Source organism: Haliea sp., assembly GCF_040221975.1.
GTDB lineage: Bacteria > Pseudomonadota > Gammaproteobacteria > Pseudomonadales > Halieaceae > Haliea.
This window is the reverse complement of record NZ_JAVJWR010000036.1, coordinates 288,955-303,429: the sequence shown is the minus strand read 5'-3', so window position 1 is coordinate 303,429 and position 14,475 is coordinate 288,955. Positions and strand designations below refer to the sequence as shown.

16 protein-coding genes are annotated in these 14,475 nt (G+C 61.4%); 10 read left to right on the top strand and 6 right to left on the bottom strand.

Annotated elements, in window-relative coordinates; genetic code table 11:
- Position 1: 1 nt before the first annotated feature.
- The 8 genes from RLO07_RS19565 to RLO07_RS19530 all read left to right on the top strand — a co-directional run bounded on the left by RLO07_RS19565 (position 2) and on the right by RLO07_RS19530 (position 6,264).
- Positions 2-496 (top strand): dihydrofolate reductase, encoded by a 495-nt coding sequence (locus RLO07_RS19565; RefSeq protein ID WP_462293930.1) that lies wholly within the window; start codon positions 2-4, stop codon positions 494-496.
- 262 nt (positions 497-758) lie between these two features.
- Entirely contained in the window at positions 759-1,544 is a 786-nt protein-coding gene (locus RLO07_RS19560) for a DUF3450 domain-containing protein (protein WP_462293833.1), read from the top strand.
- Positions 1,544-2,923, top strand: a complete 1,380-nt coding sequence (locus RLO07_RS19555) for a MotA/TolQ/ExbB proton channel family protein (protein ID WP_462293832.1) — start codon at positions 1,544-1,546, stop codon at positions 2,921-2,923. The genes RLO07_RS19560 and RLO07_RS19555 overlap by 1 nt, the downstream gene beginning before the upstream one ends.
- A gap of 14 nt (positions 2,924-2,937) precedes the next feature.
- Positions 2,938-3,456, top strand: coding sequence for a MotA/TolQ/ExbB proton channel family protein (locus RLO07_RS19550; RefSeq protein WP_462293831.1), 519 nt, complete (start codon positions 2,938-2,940; stop codon positions 3,454-3,456).
- A 25-nt stretch (positions 3,457-3,481) separates the two neighbouring features.
- Positions 3,482-3,889, top strand: a complete 408-nt coding sequence (locus RLO07_RS19545) for an ExbD/TolR family protein (protein ID WP_462293830.1) — start codon at positions 3,482-3,484, stop codon at positions 3,887-3,889.
- Positions 3,890-3,891: 2 nt separating this feature from the next.
- Positions 3,892-4,308 carry an ExbD/TolR family protein gene (locus RLO07_RS19540; protein WP_462293829.1) on the top strand — a complete coding sequence of 139 codons (417 nt, stop codon included), beginning with the start codon at positions 3,892-3,894 and terminating at the stop codon, positions 4,306-4,308.
- Positions 4,309-4,313: 5 nt separating this feature from the next.
- The gene (locus RLO07_RS19535; protein ID WP_462293828.1) at positions 4,314-4,916 is read left to right on the top strand and encodes an energy transducer TonB; all 603 of its coding nucleotides are present in this window, start codon (positions 4,314-4,316) and stop codon (positions 4,914-4,916) included.
- A 13-nt stretch (positions 4,917-4,929) separates the two neighbouring features.
- Positions 4,930-6,264, top strand: coding sequence for a tetratricopeptide repeat protein (locus RLO07_RS19530; RefSeq protein ID WP_462293827.1), 1,335 nt, complete (start codon positions 4,930-4,932; stop codon positions 6,262-6,264).
- 65 nt (positions 6,265-6,329) lie between these two features.
- Here the strand turns inward: RLO07_RS19530 and RLO07_RS19525 are convergent, their stop codons facing one another.
- The 5 genes from RLO07_RS19525 to RLO07_RS19505 all read right to left on the bottom strand — a co-directional run bounded on the left by RLO07_RS19525 (position 6,330) and on the right by RLO07_RS19505 (position 11,677).
- Positions 6,330-6,536: a cold-shock protein gene (locus tag RLO07_RS19525; RefSeq protein ID WP_462293826.1), complete on the bottom strand. Its 207-nt coding sequence runs from the start codon at positions 6,534-6,536 to the stop codon at positions 6,330-6,332.
- Positions 6,537-6,753: 217 nt separating this feature from the next.
- Entirely contained in the window at positions 6,754-7,716 is a 963-nt protein-coding gene (gene glk / locus RLO07_RS19520; RefSeq protein WP_462293825.1) for a glucokinase, read from the bottom strand.
- The gene (gene pyk, locus RLO07_RS19515; RefSeq protein ID WP_462293824.1) at positions 7,713-9,161 is read right to left on the bottom strand and encodes a pyruvate kinase; all 1,449 of its coding nucleotides are present in this window, start codon (positions 9,159-9,161) and stop codon (positions 7,713-7,715) included. Before pyk ends, glk begins: the two co-directional genes overlap by 4 nt.
- Positions 9,158-10,198: a glycerophosphodiester phosphodiesterase gene (glpQ, locus tag RLO07_RS19510; protein ID WP_462293823.1), complete on the bottom strand. Its 1,041-nt coding sequence runs from the start codon at positions 10,196-10,198 to the stop codon at positions 9,158-9,160. Before glpQ ends, pyk begins: the two co-directional genes overlap by 4 nt.
- A gap of 18 nt (positions 10,199-10,216) precedes the next feature.
- A complete protein-coding gene (locus RLO07_RS19505) occupies positions 10,217-11,677 on the bottom strand; it encodes a coniferyl aldehyde dehydrogenase (RefSeq protein WP_462293822.1) in 1,461 nt (486 codons plus the stop codon).
- Between the two features lie 96 nt (positions 11,678-11,773).
- Between RLO07_RS19505 and RLO07_RS19500 the strand changes: the two genes are divergently transcribed.
- The gene (locus tag RLO07_RS19500; protein ID WP_462293821.1) at positions 11,774-12,214 is read left to right on the top strand and encodes a hypothetical protein; all 441 of its coding nucleotides are present in this window, start codon (positions 11,774-11,776) and stop codon (positions 12,212-12,214) included.
- Positions 12,215-12,229: 15 nt separating this feature from the next.
- Here the strand turns inward: RLO07_RS19500 and RLO07_RS19495 are convergent, their stop codons facing one another.
- On the bottom strand, positions 12,230-12,886 hold the full coding sequence (locus tag RLO07_RS19495) for a TetR/AcrR family transcriptional regulator (protein WP_462293820.1): 657 nt from the start codon (positions 12,884-12,886) through the stop codon (positions 12,230-12,232).
- Between the two features lie 132 nt (positions 12,887-13,018).
- Between RLO07_RS19495 and RLO07_RS19490 the strand changes: the two genes are divergently transcribed.
- Positions 13,019-14,473, top strand: coding sequence for a sodium:solute symporter family transporter (locus RLO07_RS19490; protein ID WP_462293819.1), 1,455 nt, complete (start codon positions 13,019-13,021; stop codon positions 14,471-14,473).
- Positions 14,474-14,475 lie beyond the last annotated feature (2 nt).

Genomic DNA, 14,475 nt, shown 5'->3' with positions numbered 1-14,475 from the left:
GATGGTCGCCATGGCCGCCAATGGGGTTATTGGCCGCGACAATGGCCTGCCCTGGCACTTGCCCGAAGATTTACGCTATTTCAAGCGCACCACGCTCGGCAAGCCCGTCATCATGGGGCGGAAGACCTTCGAGTCCATTGGCAGGCCGCTGCCGGGACGCCCCAACATCGTGATTTCGCGGCGCGGCAACTGGTCCGCTGAAGGCGTTGCGGTGGCCGCTTCCCTCGAGGCGGCATTGGACTCTGGCCAGGCGCTCGCGGCGGCGAGCGGGGCGGAGGAACTCGTGGTTATCGGTGGCGCGGAGGTCTATGCGGCAGCCCTGCCTCTGGTGAGCCGCCTCTATGTTACCGAAGTGCACGCGGAAGTTGCCGGCGATACCTGGTTTCCGCCGCTGAATCCCGCTGCCTGGCGGGAAATTGCCAGGGAAGAGCACGCGGCGACCTCTGACAACCCATATCCCTATGCTTTTGTGGTTTATGAGCGGGCGGAGGCATGAGCATGCAGTTGCTTGACGCCAACAAATGTTACTTTCGGCAATTGCGGCGGGTTTTACTGTAACCTTTCTACCCGTTTTGGGGAAATGACCAGAACGCTGCCTGTGATTGATTGAAAATGACGGTGTGATGGGTTTAAATTCTTCACCTCGGTTTACCGACCCAGAATTTTCCACTTTACAACGCAGTATCGTATAACCTAGTACCGAGTCACGCTGTCTCAGCTCTGAATCACTCTTGTTGGAAATAGGAAGCACAATTCCCATGACTATGCATCGATTGAAGAACGCATTGATCGCTGCGCTGGTAGCCACCGGCACCCTTTTCGGTGCCGCGGCAGCAGTGCAAGCCAATAACCTCAACGCCATCCTGGAGGTCGGGGAGTCCCGCAACGAGGCTGCGCGAGAGTCGCAGGTGAGGATCGACCGCCTGGCGGACGAAACCCGCGACCTGCTGACCGACTACAAGGCGGTCATGAAGCAGGTTGACGGCCTCAAGGTCTACAACGCGCGCCTGCAGCGGCAGATCGACAACCAGCTGCGGCGCATTGACGACATCGAGGAGTCCATCAACGAAGTCACGGTTATCCAGCGGCAGATGACGCCGCTGGTGATCCGCATGATTGACAGCCTTGAGCAATTCATCAAGCTGGATGTCCCCTTCAATCTCGAAGAGCGTCTTGAGCGCATTGCGTTCCTGCGCAACAACGTCGACCGCTCCGATCTGGCGGTAGCCGAGAAGTTCCGCCAGGTGCTGGAAGCCTACAATATTGAGCTTCAGTACGGCCGCGGCTTCGATACCTACAGTGATGCCATCGAAATCAACGGCTCCGTCCGCGAAGTGGACTTCCTCCGCATCGGCCGGATTTCCCTGGTCTACCAGAGCACCGACGGCAATGAAAGCGGCGTCTGGAACAACGACACCAGGAGCTGGGAGCCGCTGGATTCGGGCGACTACGCCGCCGAGATCCGCAAGGGCGTACGGATTGCCAACCGCCAGGCCACTATCGATCTTCTCAACATGCCCGTACATGCACCGGAGGCTGAATAATGAAAGCGCTGAACAAGATTTTTCCAGCCCTGGTTTTGGGCGGTGCGCTGGCCATTTCCGGAGCAGCCAATGCCCAGGAGGAGGCCGCGACTCTCGATGAACTGCTCGGCCTGGTAAAGCAGGGCCAGGCGACCGAGGCGCGCGAGAACGCCGCACGGGAAAGAGAGTTCGCCGCTGCCAAGGCCGACCAGGCACGCTTGCTGCGGGAGGCTGAGGCCGAGCGCACTCGCCAGGAGGAGGAATCCACCCGGCTGGAAAACCAGTTTGAGGAAAACGAACTGCTGGTGGCGGCCAAGCAGGATCAGCTGCGTGAGCGCCTCGGCTCCCTCACCGAACTGTTTGGCCACCTGACGGCGGCCTCTGGTGACCTCGCGTCCACTTTCGAAGTTTCACTGGTGTCTGCGCAGTATCCCGACCGGGGAGAATTTCTCCGCGAGTTGATCAACAAGATGAGCAACTCGGACAAGCTGCCGCGCATCGAGGAAATCGAGCGCGTCTGGTACGAACTGCTGCGGGAAATCACCGAGACCGGCAACGTGGCGGAGTTCACCGCCGAAGTGGCCAGTGCCGCGGGCGAGCGCTCAGAGCGTGAAGTAGTGCGTGTCGGTGCGTTCAACGTCATCGACATGGAGGGCAACTACCTTGCCTACAACAATGATACCTTGAGCGTGCTTCCGCGCCAGCCAGCCGGCCGTTATACCAGCTGGGCCGAGACTCTGGCCCACGCGGACAGCGGCATGCACACATTTGGAATCGACCCCACCGGTCCGACTGGCGGTTCCTTCCTGGCGGCCATCATCGACAGCCCGACGCTGGAAGAGCGCTGGCACCAGGGCGGCTACGTCGGCTACGCGATCACTGCGGTGGGTGTGTTTGCCTTTATTCTGGCCATCTTCCGCCTGATCGTCCTGTCCGTGGTCGGCGCCAAGGTCAGCAGCCAGCTGAAGAGCAAAACTGCCAACAGCAACAACCCGCTCGGCCGCGTGCTCAAGGTTCACGAGGACAACCCGGGCATGGATCCCGAGACCCTGGAGCTCAAGATGGCCGAGGGCGTGATGCGCGAAACTCCGCGGCTGGAATCGGGTCTTACCCTGTTGAAGATCATCGCTGCGGTGGCGCCGTTGATGGGTCTGCTGGGTACGGTTACCGGTATGATCATTACCTTCCAGGCCATCACCATCTTTGGTGCAGGCGACCCGAAAGCAATGGCCGGCGGTATCTCCAGCGCCCTGGTGACTACCGTTCTGGGCCTGCTGGTTGCGATCCCGACCGTGCTGCTGCATACGATCGTGAATGGTCGCGCCCAGCGCATCATCCACGTACTGAATGAGCAGGCGACCGGCATCGTGGCAGAGCACTCCGAAGCCAACGCCAAGTAGACAGGGGTTCGACCATGGGAGGTATATTCGACGCCGTACTCGCCTTTATGGACAAGGGCGGGGATGTGCTCTGGCTCATCGCTATCCTCGTGTTCGTGATGTGGACGCTGATTTTTGAGCGCCTGTGGTATTTCACCTTTACCTGGCGCAAGGAAGTCTTCGAGGTGATCAAGGCCTGGGAAGCGCGCCCCGAGCGCAAGTCCTGGAACGCCAAGCAGGTGCGCATGCGCCTGCTGTCCCAGAGCCGCGAGGCGATCAACGCCAATCTGCCGGTGATCGCAACGCTGGTGGCACTGTGCCCGCTACTGGGCCTGCTGGGTACCGTGACCGGGATGATCGAGGTGTTCAACGTCATGGCGGTGACCGGCGGTGGTGATGCCAAGTCAATGGCCGGCGGGGTGGAGCGTTCTACCATCCCCACCATGGCCGGCATGGTAGCCGCACTGTCCGGGCTCTTCGCCAACACCTACATCACTCGCATGGCGACGCGGGAACAGGAATATCTTCAGGATAACTTGACGTCCGATCACTGAACGGGCGTCCAAAGGTAGCTATCAGATGCGCAGACTTGCAAGACATAATGAAGAGGAAGGAGCAGAGATCGACCTGACGCCAATGCTGGACGTCGTGTTTATCATGCTCATTTTCTTCATCGTAGTGGCGTCCTTTATCAAGGAGGCAGGGGTTGAGATCAACCGGCCCGACGCCTCCAAGTCCGACCCCAGCGACGCCACCAGCATCCTGGTCCAGATTCGCAGTGACGACCAGATCTGGATGGAGAATCGGCGGGTTGACACGCGCGCGGTGCGCGCCAATATCCAGCGGTTGCTGGCCAACGATCCGGAACAGGGCGTCACCATCAAGGTCGAGAAAGGTGCCCGGTCCGGTACTGTCGTTGACGTGGCCGATGCCGCTCGCGAGGCGGGCGCACCTTCGGTCAACTGGGCCAGCGGAGGGCAGCAGTAGCCATGAGCATGAGAGAAGGCGCCGCGCGCAAGCCCGCCGGCAATGAAAGCACCATCGACCTGACGCCCATGCTGGACGTCGTGTTCATCATGTTGATTTTCTTCATCGTGACGTCCTCGTTCGTCAAGGAGCCGGGTGTCGAATTGATGAAGCCCCAGGCCACAACCACCGAAGCCTGCGAGCGCGGTACCATCATCTTCGCGGTCGACAGTCGTGGCGAGATTCACTATGACAAGAACCGCGTATCGCTGGATCGGGCCATGCGCCTGGCTGAAGCAGCCAAGAAAGAGGCACCACAGGCGAACGTGGTGGTCCAGGTTGACCGTGAGACGCCGGCATATGTCGTGGAACAACTGATTGATGAATTGCGGCCCATGCTGACAGCTCCGCCGTGCATTTCAACGGATGACGAGGTTTAATGGTAATGGGCAGTAGCTTTGTGAGGGTGCTGGTCGGTGCACTGGTAGCGGTTCCCGTTGCGATCGGTCTGTTTTTCTTGATGCACAGCCTCATCAATACCGAGTACGAGCAGGAAGATGTCGAGGCGAGAAAGATTGCCGATATTATCGTGCCCGAAGATGAGATCGAAGTTAACGTCAAGCAGCCGAAGCCCGACAAGGTGGAAGATCCGGAAGAGCCGCCACCTGAATTGCCGACACCGGATATCGACATGGACATGGACCTGGACGTGGTGAACACTGCACCAAGGGCCCAGGTCAATGTGCAGATCAGTGCCACGGGAATCAGTGGCGATGGTGAGTACCTGCCCATTGTGAAGGTCGCCCCGGTCTATCCACGGCGGGCCCAGACCCGCGGCATTTCGGGCTACTGTATCGTCGAATATACGGTAACCCGCACCGGCTCCATTCGCGATCCGCGTGCGGTTGACTGCCAGCCCTCGGGGGTATTTGAGTCGGCCTCCGTCAAGGCCGCGGAGAAGTTCAAGTACCGGCCGCGGGTTGTGGACGGCGAGCCCATTGAGGTGGCCGGCGTGCAGAACTTGTTTACCTATGAGCTGGAAAACTAGGGTGGTGGTACGTATGAAACTCCATGATTCCGGTATTTGGCTGCGGGCAGCGCTGCTGGCGCTACCGGTGGCGGTGGCGCAGGTCGCCGTGACCCAGGTCCAGTCTGAACTCGGGTTGCGGCCGTTTGCTGCGGCCGTGGCCCAGGAGGAAGGCGAGCAACGCGAGACGCGGCGCACACCGGCGCTGCGCAACCAGGTTTATGAAAAGCTGGCCGAGGCCCAGGCGGCGGCCGAGGCCAACGATCTGGCGACCGCCTCGCGTGTTCTGGACGACATGCTGTCCGCGGGTGGCAAGAATGAACTCAACAGCTATGAACTCGCCAATGTCTACAACCTGTACGCTTTCATACACTATACCCGGGAAGACTACAACGCTGCCCTGCAGGCCTATGAAAACGTGGTCAGGCAGCCGGATATCCCGCTGGCAATGGAGATCAATACCCGCTATACCATTGCCCAGCTGTACTTTGTGCAGGAACGCTGGCAGCAGGGGGTCAATGCACTGCTGGACTGGTTCAAGTTGAACGAGAATCCGAACGAGGAAGCCTACGTTCTTCTTGCCCAGGGCTATTACCAGCTCAACGACTACACCAAGGCCTTGACCAATGTGGAGAAGGCGATCTCCCTGTACCAGGAAAAGGACAAGACGCCCAAGGAGCAGTGGTACAACCTGGCCCGCTTCCTTTACTTTGAAAAAGGCGACATCACCAATACCGTGCGGGTGCTGGAGGAATTGCTCAAGCACTATCCTGACAAGCAGTACTGGGTCCAGTTGTCGCACATGTATGGCGAACAGAAGCGGGACAGCAAACAGCTCGCCGCCATGGAAACCGCCTATGTGCAGGACATGCTCGACAAGGGGACGGAGCAGGTCACCATGGCCTATCTCTACCTGAATGCCGAGGTGCCCTACAAGGCCGCCAAGGTGATGGACAGGGGCCTCAAGAACAAATCGATCGAGGACAGCTCGCGCAATTACGAGATTCTCGGCAATGCCCTGCGCCAGGCCCAGGAAGTGGAAGAGGCGATTCCAGCAATGGAAAAGGCCGCAGCCAAGTCCGAGGACGGCGAGCTTTATGCCCGCCTGGGCAACATCTATCTGGATGGCGACCGCAATGAGGAGGCCATTACCGCGATAACCCGGGGCCTGCAGCGCGGTGGTGTACGCCGCCCGGATTCTGCCAGGCTGGTGCTGGGCATGGCCTACTTCAATACCAAGCAGTATGAAAAGGCGCGGGAAGCGTTTCAGGCCGCCGGGCGCGACGAGCGGTCAGCGCAGTACGCCAGGCAATGGATTCAGTACATGGATTCGGAAATCGAACGCCAGAAGCAACTGGAAAGTGGCTGACAGCGCGAGCTTGTAAAAAAAAGGAGCACATTGTGCTCCTTTTTATTTGCCCAAACTTGTCCCCCTCAGATAGGAGTTACGTTCTCGGCCTGGGGGCCTTTCTGGCCATTGGTGACCGTGAACTGTACCTTCTGGCCATCTGTTAGCGTCTTGAACCCTTCGCCCTTGATGGCGCTGAAGTGAACAAATACATCGGGGCCGCCTTCGCGCTCGATAAAGCCGAATCCCTTGGTCTCGTTAAACCACTTAACGGTGCCGGTTTCTGTAGACATAAGTGTTACCTGTATTGCTTTGGGAAGCCCGTCCGGGCCCCAGGGGGTTAGTCATCTATTTATGTTCAACGTACCGAGGAACTTGAGGGAACTTCGAGGACGCGCATAAATACCACTGATTGCTCAGCTTCAGGAAGTGTAGCACCGCCTTCGGGCACTGGGATTGCAGCGAGAGGAAATTTTTTGGGCAATTTTACCCGTTTGCGACCGCAAGGGCTCAGCCCAGGGGCGCATGTGCCGCGCCCAGCAGCCCGGGTTGCGGATGGGTGATGACCCTCACCGGCATGCGCTGGAGATGGCCCTGCATGGGGCCGCGATCAGTGAAGCGCTGGTGAAATTCGCTATCCTGCAGGAATCCCGGAAAGGAGGGCAGGATACCGCCCGCCAGATAGAGACCGCCAAATGCGCCGCTGGCGAGAATGAAATCGGCGCTGGCCGTGCCCAGCAGCGAGCAAAACCGGCGCAACGTGGCGGCGCAAAGTGCGTCCGAGCCAGCCAGTGCACGGGCGCTGATCTCTTCGCCACACAGGGGTTCCGCGACCACACCATCCACGGTGGCCAGCGCCTGATAAAGGCGCTGCAGGCCGGGCCCTGACAGCAACAGTTCGCTGTAGATGCGGCTGTGTTCGTGCATGAGCACACGCCACAGTTCCAGTTCCTGCAGGCCCTGAGGCGCCAGCGCCATGTGTCCCGGTTCGCAGGCGATGGCCCGGTGAGGCTCGGAGCCAGTATCCAGTACCGCACCACCGAGTCCGGTGCCTGGCCCCAGCGTGGCCATGCGCGCATAGCGGGCCGTTCCGGGATGGATCTCGTACCAGTCCCCGGGCTGCAGCCACGGCAGTGCAAAGGCGTTGGCCTGGAAGTCGTTGATCAGGCCGACCCGATCCCAGTTGAAGCGCGCTGCCAGCTCGCTGCCGCGGAAGGACCAGTTGCAGTTGCTCATGTGCGCGCAATCGCCCTCGGGCGGCGCCGCGACGGCGATGCAGGCGTCCCGGGGCCTGGCTTCAGGATGCTCATCCAGCCAGTGGCTGAGCACGGCTTCCAGACCATTGAAGTCGCAATTCCGGTAGCGCTTTATGGCCCGCAGCCGATCGTCAGTGAGCTGATACAGGGCTATGCGGGTATTGGTGCCGCCGATGTCCGCTACCAGACGTCCGCCGCGCTCCGGCCCCCGCTTCATGCGACCGGCAGGATCTTCATGATGTTGGTGGAGCCGGGCCTGCCCATGATGGCACCCTTGGTCAGCAGGACCGCGTCGCCCTTGTGTAGCTGCCCCTCGTCACAGAGGAACTCGATGGCGCTGGCCTCGACGGTGTCCTGGTCAAACACGCTGGCGTCGAAAAACAGGGGCACTACGCCGCGACACAGGCACAGCCGCTGCAGGGTTTCACTGCGGCTGCTCAGGGCAAAGATCGGCAGTCCCGAGCTCAAGCGCGACATCAGCAGCGGCGTGGTGCCGGATTCGGTGAGGCAGGCAATTCCGCGCACGGTCTTGTAGTGATTGGCGGCGTAGATTGCCGACATGGCAATGGTTTCCTGGGCGCTGGCAAACTGCTTGTCGAGACGATAGCGGGAGGTTCTCGCCACCGGATGGCGCTCGGCTCCCAGTGCCGCGTCGGCCATCGCGGTAACCACTTCCACCGGGTAACTGCCCACAGCGGTTTCCGCCGACAGCATTACCGCGTCAGTGCCGTCGAGCACGGCGTTGGCCACGTCGAATACCTCTGCCCGGGTGGGCATGGGACTGCTGATCATCGACTCCATCATCTGGGTCGCGGTGATGACTACCCGGTCCATTTTGCGGGCGCGCGATATCAGGTCCTTCTGCAGGCCTATCAGCTCCGCGTCGCCCACCTCCACCCCGAGATCACCCCTGGCGACCATAATGCCGAAGGCGGCGTCGATAATGCCGTTGAGCGTGTCGTTGTCGGCCACCACCTCGGCCCGTTCAATCTTGGCGATGATGGCCGGCTCGAGCTGGTGGGCCCGCAGCAGGTCGCGGGTCTGGAAAATGTCCTCGGCACTGGAGACGAAGGAAACGGCGACAAAGTCAGGGCGCACTTCGGCGAGGCTGTCGATATCGGCGATGTCCTTGGTGGTCAGCGCCGGCGCGGCGAGACCGCCGCCGAGGCGGTTGATGCCCTTGCGTGAGCCGAGGATACCGCCGACCAGAACGGTGCAGTCGACGGTGCTGGTCTGGACTTCGTCCACACGCAGCCGCAGGCGACCGTCATCGAGCAACAGCGTGTCACCGCGGAACACGCTGGTGGTGAGCTCGCGGTAGTCCAGGCCGACGCCGTGGGCATCGCCCTCGCCTTCCCCCAGACCCAGGTCCAGCCGGAACCGGTCGCCAGTCTCCAGCCGCACCGAGCCGTCGCGAAAACTGCCAATCCGGATTTTGGGCCCCTGCAGGTCGGCCAGGATTCCCACGTAGCGGCCGGCTACTGCCGCCTGCTTGCGGATGCGCCGGGCCACCCTGGCGTGCTGCTCTGCGGAGCCGTGGCTGAAGTTGAGCCGGAACACATTGACGCCCGCGGTGATGAGCCGGGCTATCATGTCATCGGACTCGCTGCCGGGGCCGATGGTGGCAACAATCTTGGTGCGCCGGTTGACTCTGGGTGTCACGGGGAGGTCCTGTTCACTGGGTGCTGAAGCAAATAGTCTCTGGCGAGGTCGGGGAAGTCGGTAAACAGACCGTCTACCCCTGCCTGGTGCAGAAAGATGTCGAGCAATTCCGCGAAGCTGCCGATACCTGCCGGCAACTGGTCGGCGCGGAATGTATAGGGGTGTACCTGTAGTCCCCGCTCGTGCGCGAGTGCCACCAGGTTGCTCAGCTCCACGCTGCCATCGGCCTGCTTGCCGCGGTAGATCTGCATCAGCCAGGGACCGATGCCATCGGCGTAGCTTGCCACGGCATCGAGACCGGGGGCGGTTTGCAGGAAATCGTAGTCCACTTCGCTGTCCTCGCCCCAGCTGTTGTCGGCGATCAGCTGGATCAGTGGCAACGGCGTCTGCAGGGTGTCGCGCAGGTAGCGCAGGGTGACGTCGTCAAAACACTGCAGGAAGACCTGGTCCCGGCGCTGGTCATAGCCCTTCTCCACCAGCACGTCCAGCACCCGGCGGGCAATGTCGTGACCTTCCCGGCGGTGGAAGTTGGGCGCCTTGAATTCAATGTAGAGGCCGGTCCTGCGGCCCCTGCTGCGGTCCAGCCCGCTGATGAAGTCGATTTCTTCCGCCAGGGTGGGGACGGTGAGCAGGCCCGGCCCGAGTGGAAAGCGGCCGGGAAAAGCGGCGTTGCCATCCGCCCCGGTGCGTTCGTGCGCGCGCAGGGTGCGGATTTCCGCAAGAGTGAAGTCGATCGCATAAAAGCGACCATCCTGCCGGGCGCGATCGGGAAAGCGCGCGGCAACGTCGGTGGTGGATTCCAGGTGGATGTCATGGAGGACGATGGGGATGCCATCGCGGGTCAGCACCACATCCTGTTCAATGTAGTCGGCGCCCATGGCGTGGGCCATGGCCTTGGCCGCCAGGGTGTGTTCCGGCACATAGCCGCTGGCGCCGCGGTGGGCAATAACAATCGGGGAACTGGCGGCTGCTGTCATAGCCGCACATGGTAGCAGGACAGCGGCGATCAGGGCGAGATACTGCTGCCACAATCGCATCGCCGCCGTCCGCTGTGGTTACTTCTTGACCTGCATGCTGATGGTTTTCTCCGTGGCCTTGCCATAGGGCGGCAGCATGCCGCCCAGCTTGCCGACATTGATGCCCGCCTGCCGGTAGATGGACTTGGCGTGACTGAAGGTACGGAACCCGGTCTCGCCGTGGTAGGCGCCCATGCCGCTGGGCCCAACGCCGCCGAAAGGCAGCTCTTCCTGCATGACATGCATGATGACATCGTTGATACAGGCGCCGCCGGAAGTGGTGCGCTTGAGTACGGCCTCTTCTTCGGCCTTGTCGCTGCCGAAGTAATACGCTGCCAGGGGCCGCGGGTTGGCATTGACGTAATCGATGGTCTCGTTGAAATCCTTGTAGGTGCGGATCGGCAGCAGGGGACCGAACAGCTCCTCCTGCATGACCTTGAGATCTTCCGCGGGCTGCGGGATCAGGGTCGGGGGAATCTTGCGGCTGCCCTGCTGGGCGCTGAAATCTTCCCCGGCCGGATTGATTGTTATGGTCTTGAAGCCCCGCTCCTCGGCCTCGCGCAGGTAGCCGGTCAGGCGCTCGTAGTGTCGCTCGTTGACCACGGCGGTGTATTCGGGATTGCCGAGGATGGTGGGGTACATGGCAGTGACCGCCTTTTCCGCCGCGGCGATCACGTCCTGCAGCTTTTCCTCCGGCACCATCAGGTAGTCCGGCGCCAGGCAGATCTGGCCGGCGTTCAAGGTCTTGCCCAGCATGATCCGCTCCAGGCTCTGCTCAAGGTTGGCGCTGCGGGAAACGATCACTGGCGATTTGCCGCCCAGTTCCAGGGTCACCGGCACCAGGTTGCGGGCCGCCGCGGTCATGATGTGGCGGGCCACAGAGGTTGCGCCGGTAAACAGCAGGTGGTCGAAGGGCAGGGCGGAAAAGGCCTGGCCCACCTCCGGCCCGCCGGTAAAGATGGCCACTTCCTTTTCGTCCCAGGCCTCGGCGACCATTTCCGCCATGACTTCGGAGGTGGCCGGCGTGAACTCCGAGGGCTTGATCAGGGCCCGGTTACCGGCGGCGAGAATCCCGGCCAGCGGGCCGAAGGTCAGGTTCACCGGGAAGTTCCAGGGCGAGATCACGCCGACAACGCCCAGCGGCTGGTATTCGATGCGGGAGCGGCCACCGAGCAGGTTGAGCGGGAACATGGTGGGCCGGCGCCGGGGCCGCATCCATTTGCGCAGGTGCTTGCGTGCGTGTTTCATCGGCGTGACCGAGGCAGCGACGTCGGTCAGCAGGCTGACCTGGCGGGCCCTGCAGCCGAAATCTGCGTCCAGCGCTGCAACAATTCTGTCCTGGTACTTGAGCACCACATCTATCCCGCGATCAAGCCGGTCGATGCGCGTCTCAGCGGAGACATCCCCCTCGCGCAGGTAGTCCTTGCGCTGGGCTTCCAGCGTCTGCAGCATGCGCTGCTCGATATCTTCTGCCGGGGTAACTGATGGCGGTGCATTCATGGCTGTTATCCTTGTGTTGACGAATTGGCTGGCGAAACCGAAGCTTGAGTATAGTAGTGCCATGGGCAGAAATTAACCGTCAGCGGCCAGTCATTTGTGGCCACGGCGAGCGACGCTGAAGATGCTGCAGCCAACGCCCTGAGTGGATTTGGGCTTGGCATCGCCGGTGGCTCCTGCTACAACAGCGCCATGAAAAATCCGCCGACCCTAACCGACTCCCGCACGCCGTCGCCGCCCTATGGCTACTCGCGCCAGTGCAACTATAGCCGCGAGCAGCAGATCCACATTGTGGCCGAGTTTCACGCCCACAAGATCCGGCCCAGCCGCATTGCCTACCGGGTAGGCATAGACATCGCGTTTATTGAAGCATTGATCGCAGGCGAGCTGGAGGAGGAGCGGTTCCCGCGCCTGGTGGCGCAGTACCGGCGCCAGCGCTACCAGCAGCGCATGCAGTCCAGCAACAGCCACAATGGCGTCACCCGGTTTGAATTGCAGCAGCGGATAGAGCGGGATTTCCAGAGCGAGACAGACCTCTAGTGGAGGGGAGCGAGACTATTTCTGCGCACTCTTGCCGCAGACCTGCCTGAAGCCCGCGGCAACAAACGGGATCATGTGATTGTAGGCGGCCTCGAAATCTGCGGAACGACACTTGCCGCCTGACAGCTTGTCGATGCGACCGGTCTGCGCCAGGGTCAGGGTCAGTGCACCGGACAGGTTGTGGTAGCACCAGTACAGGTCTTCGTCCCGGGCGTCCGGCAGCGCCTTGCGCAGGGCGGCGATGAACTCGCTCACCAGTTCGTCAAACAGCTTGGACATCATGCGCGGCCCCCAGTAGGGAGAGTTGTTGATGTAGGCGATGAGCGCCAGATAGTGCTGCCAGCCCGGGTCCCCGGTTTCCTGGGCCAGTTCCAGCGGCCGCAGGAAGGCCTCAATAATCTGTTCAACGCTGGGTCCCCTGCTGGCCGCCGATTGCTGGCAGGCCCGCAGTGCGTCCAGGCGGGCGCTGTTGAGCAGCTCCGCCCTGCGCTCGAAAACCGCGTTGAACAGGTCCAGCTTCTTGCCGAAGTGATAGCTGGCCAGTGCCACATCGACCCCGGCGCCCTTGGCGATCTGGCGCAGTGTCACACCGTCGTAGCCATGCAGCGCAAACAGCTCCTCCGCGATATCCAGGATGCGTTCTCGTTTGGGCTGGCTGCGGGAGTTGCTCATGATCAGTGCGTGTCTTTTTTTGTCCGGCGAGACAATAGCACAATCTAAATTTCAACGCTTGTTGAAAGTTTCGCGGATTTTGTTCAGAATCCGCCCCGGACCGACACCATAACCATAACCGGGCACCCCGCCATGAATCCCGAGCTGTTCAAGTACCTGATCACCGCAAGCTATGTTGTACTGGTTTTCTGGCTGTCCTGGGTGGGCATGCGCCGCACCCGCGACATCCGCGGTTTCTCCATCGGCAACAAGGACATGAGCCCTTACCTGATCGGCATTACCCTGGCGGCGTCGATCGCGTCCACGGCGACGTTCGTGATCAATCCCGGATTCGTCTATAGCCATGGCCTCAGCGCCTATCTGCACTACGGTCTCGCCGGGTCCCTGGGAATTCTCACGGCTTTCCTGGTCCTGACCCGCGGGTTCCTGCGCCTGGGGGAGAGCAGCCAGGCCCTGACCATTCCGCAGTGGATCTTCTACCGCTACAACCACCGCGGCCTGAGCCTGTTCTTCGCCTTCATCAATCTGCTGTCGATTACCTTTGTGGTGCTGATCCTGGTGGGCTGCAGCCTGTTGGTGACGGGCCTGTTCCCCGTCGACCAGAAAACCGCGTTGATCCTGGTGCTCGTGTTCGTGTTTTCCTATGTGTTGATGGGCGGGACCTATGCCCACGCCTACACCAACACCCTGCAGGGTCTGATGATGCTGGCGATCACGGTGATCCTGTTTGCGCAGGGCTGGAAATACTTTGGGGATGACCCGCTGGCGGCGCTGCGCGGGGTTGGCGCAGGCTACGCCGGTGCCTTCAACAGTACCAGCGAGCTGTATTTCGACTTCTTCTCGGTCTTTGTCAGCGGTTTCGTGGTGACGTTTGCGCTGATGCTGCAGCCGCATATCCTGACCAAGGTGCTCTACCTGCGCAGCGAGCGCGACATCGGCAAGTTCATCGGCACTACGGTGGTGGTCGGCACTGTTTTCTCCCTCATGCTGATGATCGGGTTCTACGCCCGGCTGGCGGGACTGGAGGTGCCGGAGCAGGACACGGTAGTGCGGGAGTACCTGTTGTTCGAATTTGGCAGTTCCCTGTGGGGGGAGTACGTGCTGGTATTCATCTTCCTGACCCTGCTGGCGGCGGGCATGAGCACACTGGACGGGATTCTGGTGTCCCTGTCGGCGATGGTGGTCAGCGATATCGTCCAGCCCCTCTGGGGTGACCGCTACAACGCGCTGGCACTGTCGCGCATTGTCCTGGTGCTGGTGGGTGTGGTGGGTGTGGTCCTGGCCTGGAACCCGCCGCCCCTGATCGGCCTGTTTGCGCAGAAAGGCGTGTATGGGCTGGCGGCGGCGTCCATCGTGCCGGTGCTGTTCGGGGTGCTGGTGCGGCGCCACATTCCCCTCTGGGTGGTGCTGGGTGCGGCCCTGCTGGGCCTGTTTACCCACCTGGGGCTGACTTTTTCGGGGCTGGTGCAGAATCCGGCGGTATCCGCCAGCTACGCCATTTTTCTGGCCCTGACCTACGGGCTGTTGGGGCTGCTGTTGACCCGGCCCAAGCCTGAACTGCCTGCTCCCGCCGCAAGACCCACTTGACA

Bases quoted from the DNA above. Each gene is read 5' to 3' on its own strand.
- RLO07_RS19505 (WP_462293822.1), bottom strand. From the start codon at position 11,677: ATGAATGCACCGCCATCAGTTACCCCGGCAGAAGATATCGAGCAGCGC.
- RLO07_RS19565 (WP_462293930.1), top strand. From the start codon at position 2: ATGGTCGCCATGGCCGCCAATGGGGTTATTGGCCGCGACAATGGCCTG.
- RLO07_RS19550 (WP_462293831.1), top strand. From the start codon at position 2,938: ATGGGAGGTATATTCGACGCCGTACTCGCCTTTATGGACAAGGGCGGG.
- RLO07_RS19540 (WP_462293829.1), top strand. From the start codon at position 3,892: ATGAGCATGAGAGAAGGCGCCGCGCGCAAGCCCGCCGGCAATGAAAGC.
- RLO07_RS19560 (WP_462293833.1), top strand. From the start codon at position 759: ATGACTATGCATCGATTGAAGAACGCATTGATCGCTGCGCTGGTAGCC.
- glk (WP_462293825.1), bottom strand. From the start codon at position 7,716: ATGAAGCGGGGGCCGGAGCGCGGCGGACGTCTGGTAGCGGACATCGGC.
- RLO07_RS19490 (WP_462293819.1), top strand. From the start codon at position 13,019: ATGAATCCCGAGCTGTTCAAGTACCTGATCACCGCAAGCTATGTTGTA.
- RLO07_RS19530 (WP_462293827.1), top strand. From the start codon at position 4,930: ATGAAACTCCATGATTCCGGTATTTGGCTGCGGGCAGCGCTGCTGGCG.
- RLO07_RS19545 (WP_462293830.1), top strand. From the start codon at position 3,482: ATGCGCAGACTTGCAAGACATAATGAAGAGGAAGGAGCAGAGATCGAC.
- glpQ (WP_462293823.1), bottom strand. From the start codon at position 10,198: ATGCGATTGTGGCAGCAGTATCTCGCCCTGATCGCCGCTGTCCTGCTA.
- RLO07_RS19495 (WP_462293820.1), bottom strand. From the start codon at position 12,886: ATGAGCAACTCCCGCAGCCAGCCCAAACGAGAACGCATCCTGGATATC.
- RLO07_RS19535 (WP_462293828.1), top strand. From the start codon at position 4,314: ATGGGCAGTAGCTTTGTGAGGGTGCTGGTCGGTGCACTGGTAGCGGTT.
- RLO07_RS19555 (WP_462293832.1), top strand. From the start codon at position 1,544: ATGAAAGCGCTGAACAAGATTTTTCCAGCCCTGGTTTTGGGCGGTGCG.
- RLO07_RS19525 (WP_462293826.1), bottom strand. From the start codon at position 6,536: ATGTCTACAGAAACCGGCACCGTTAAGTGGTTTAACGAGACCAAGGGA.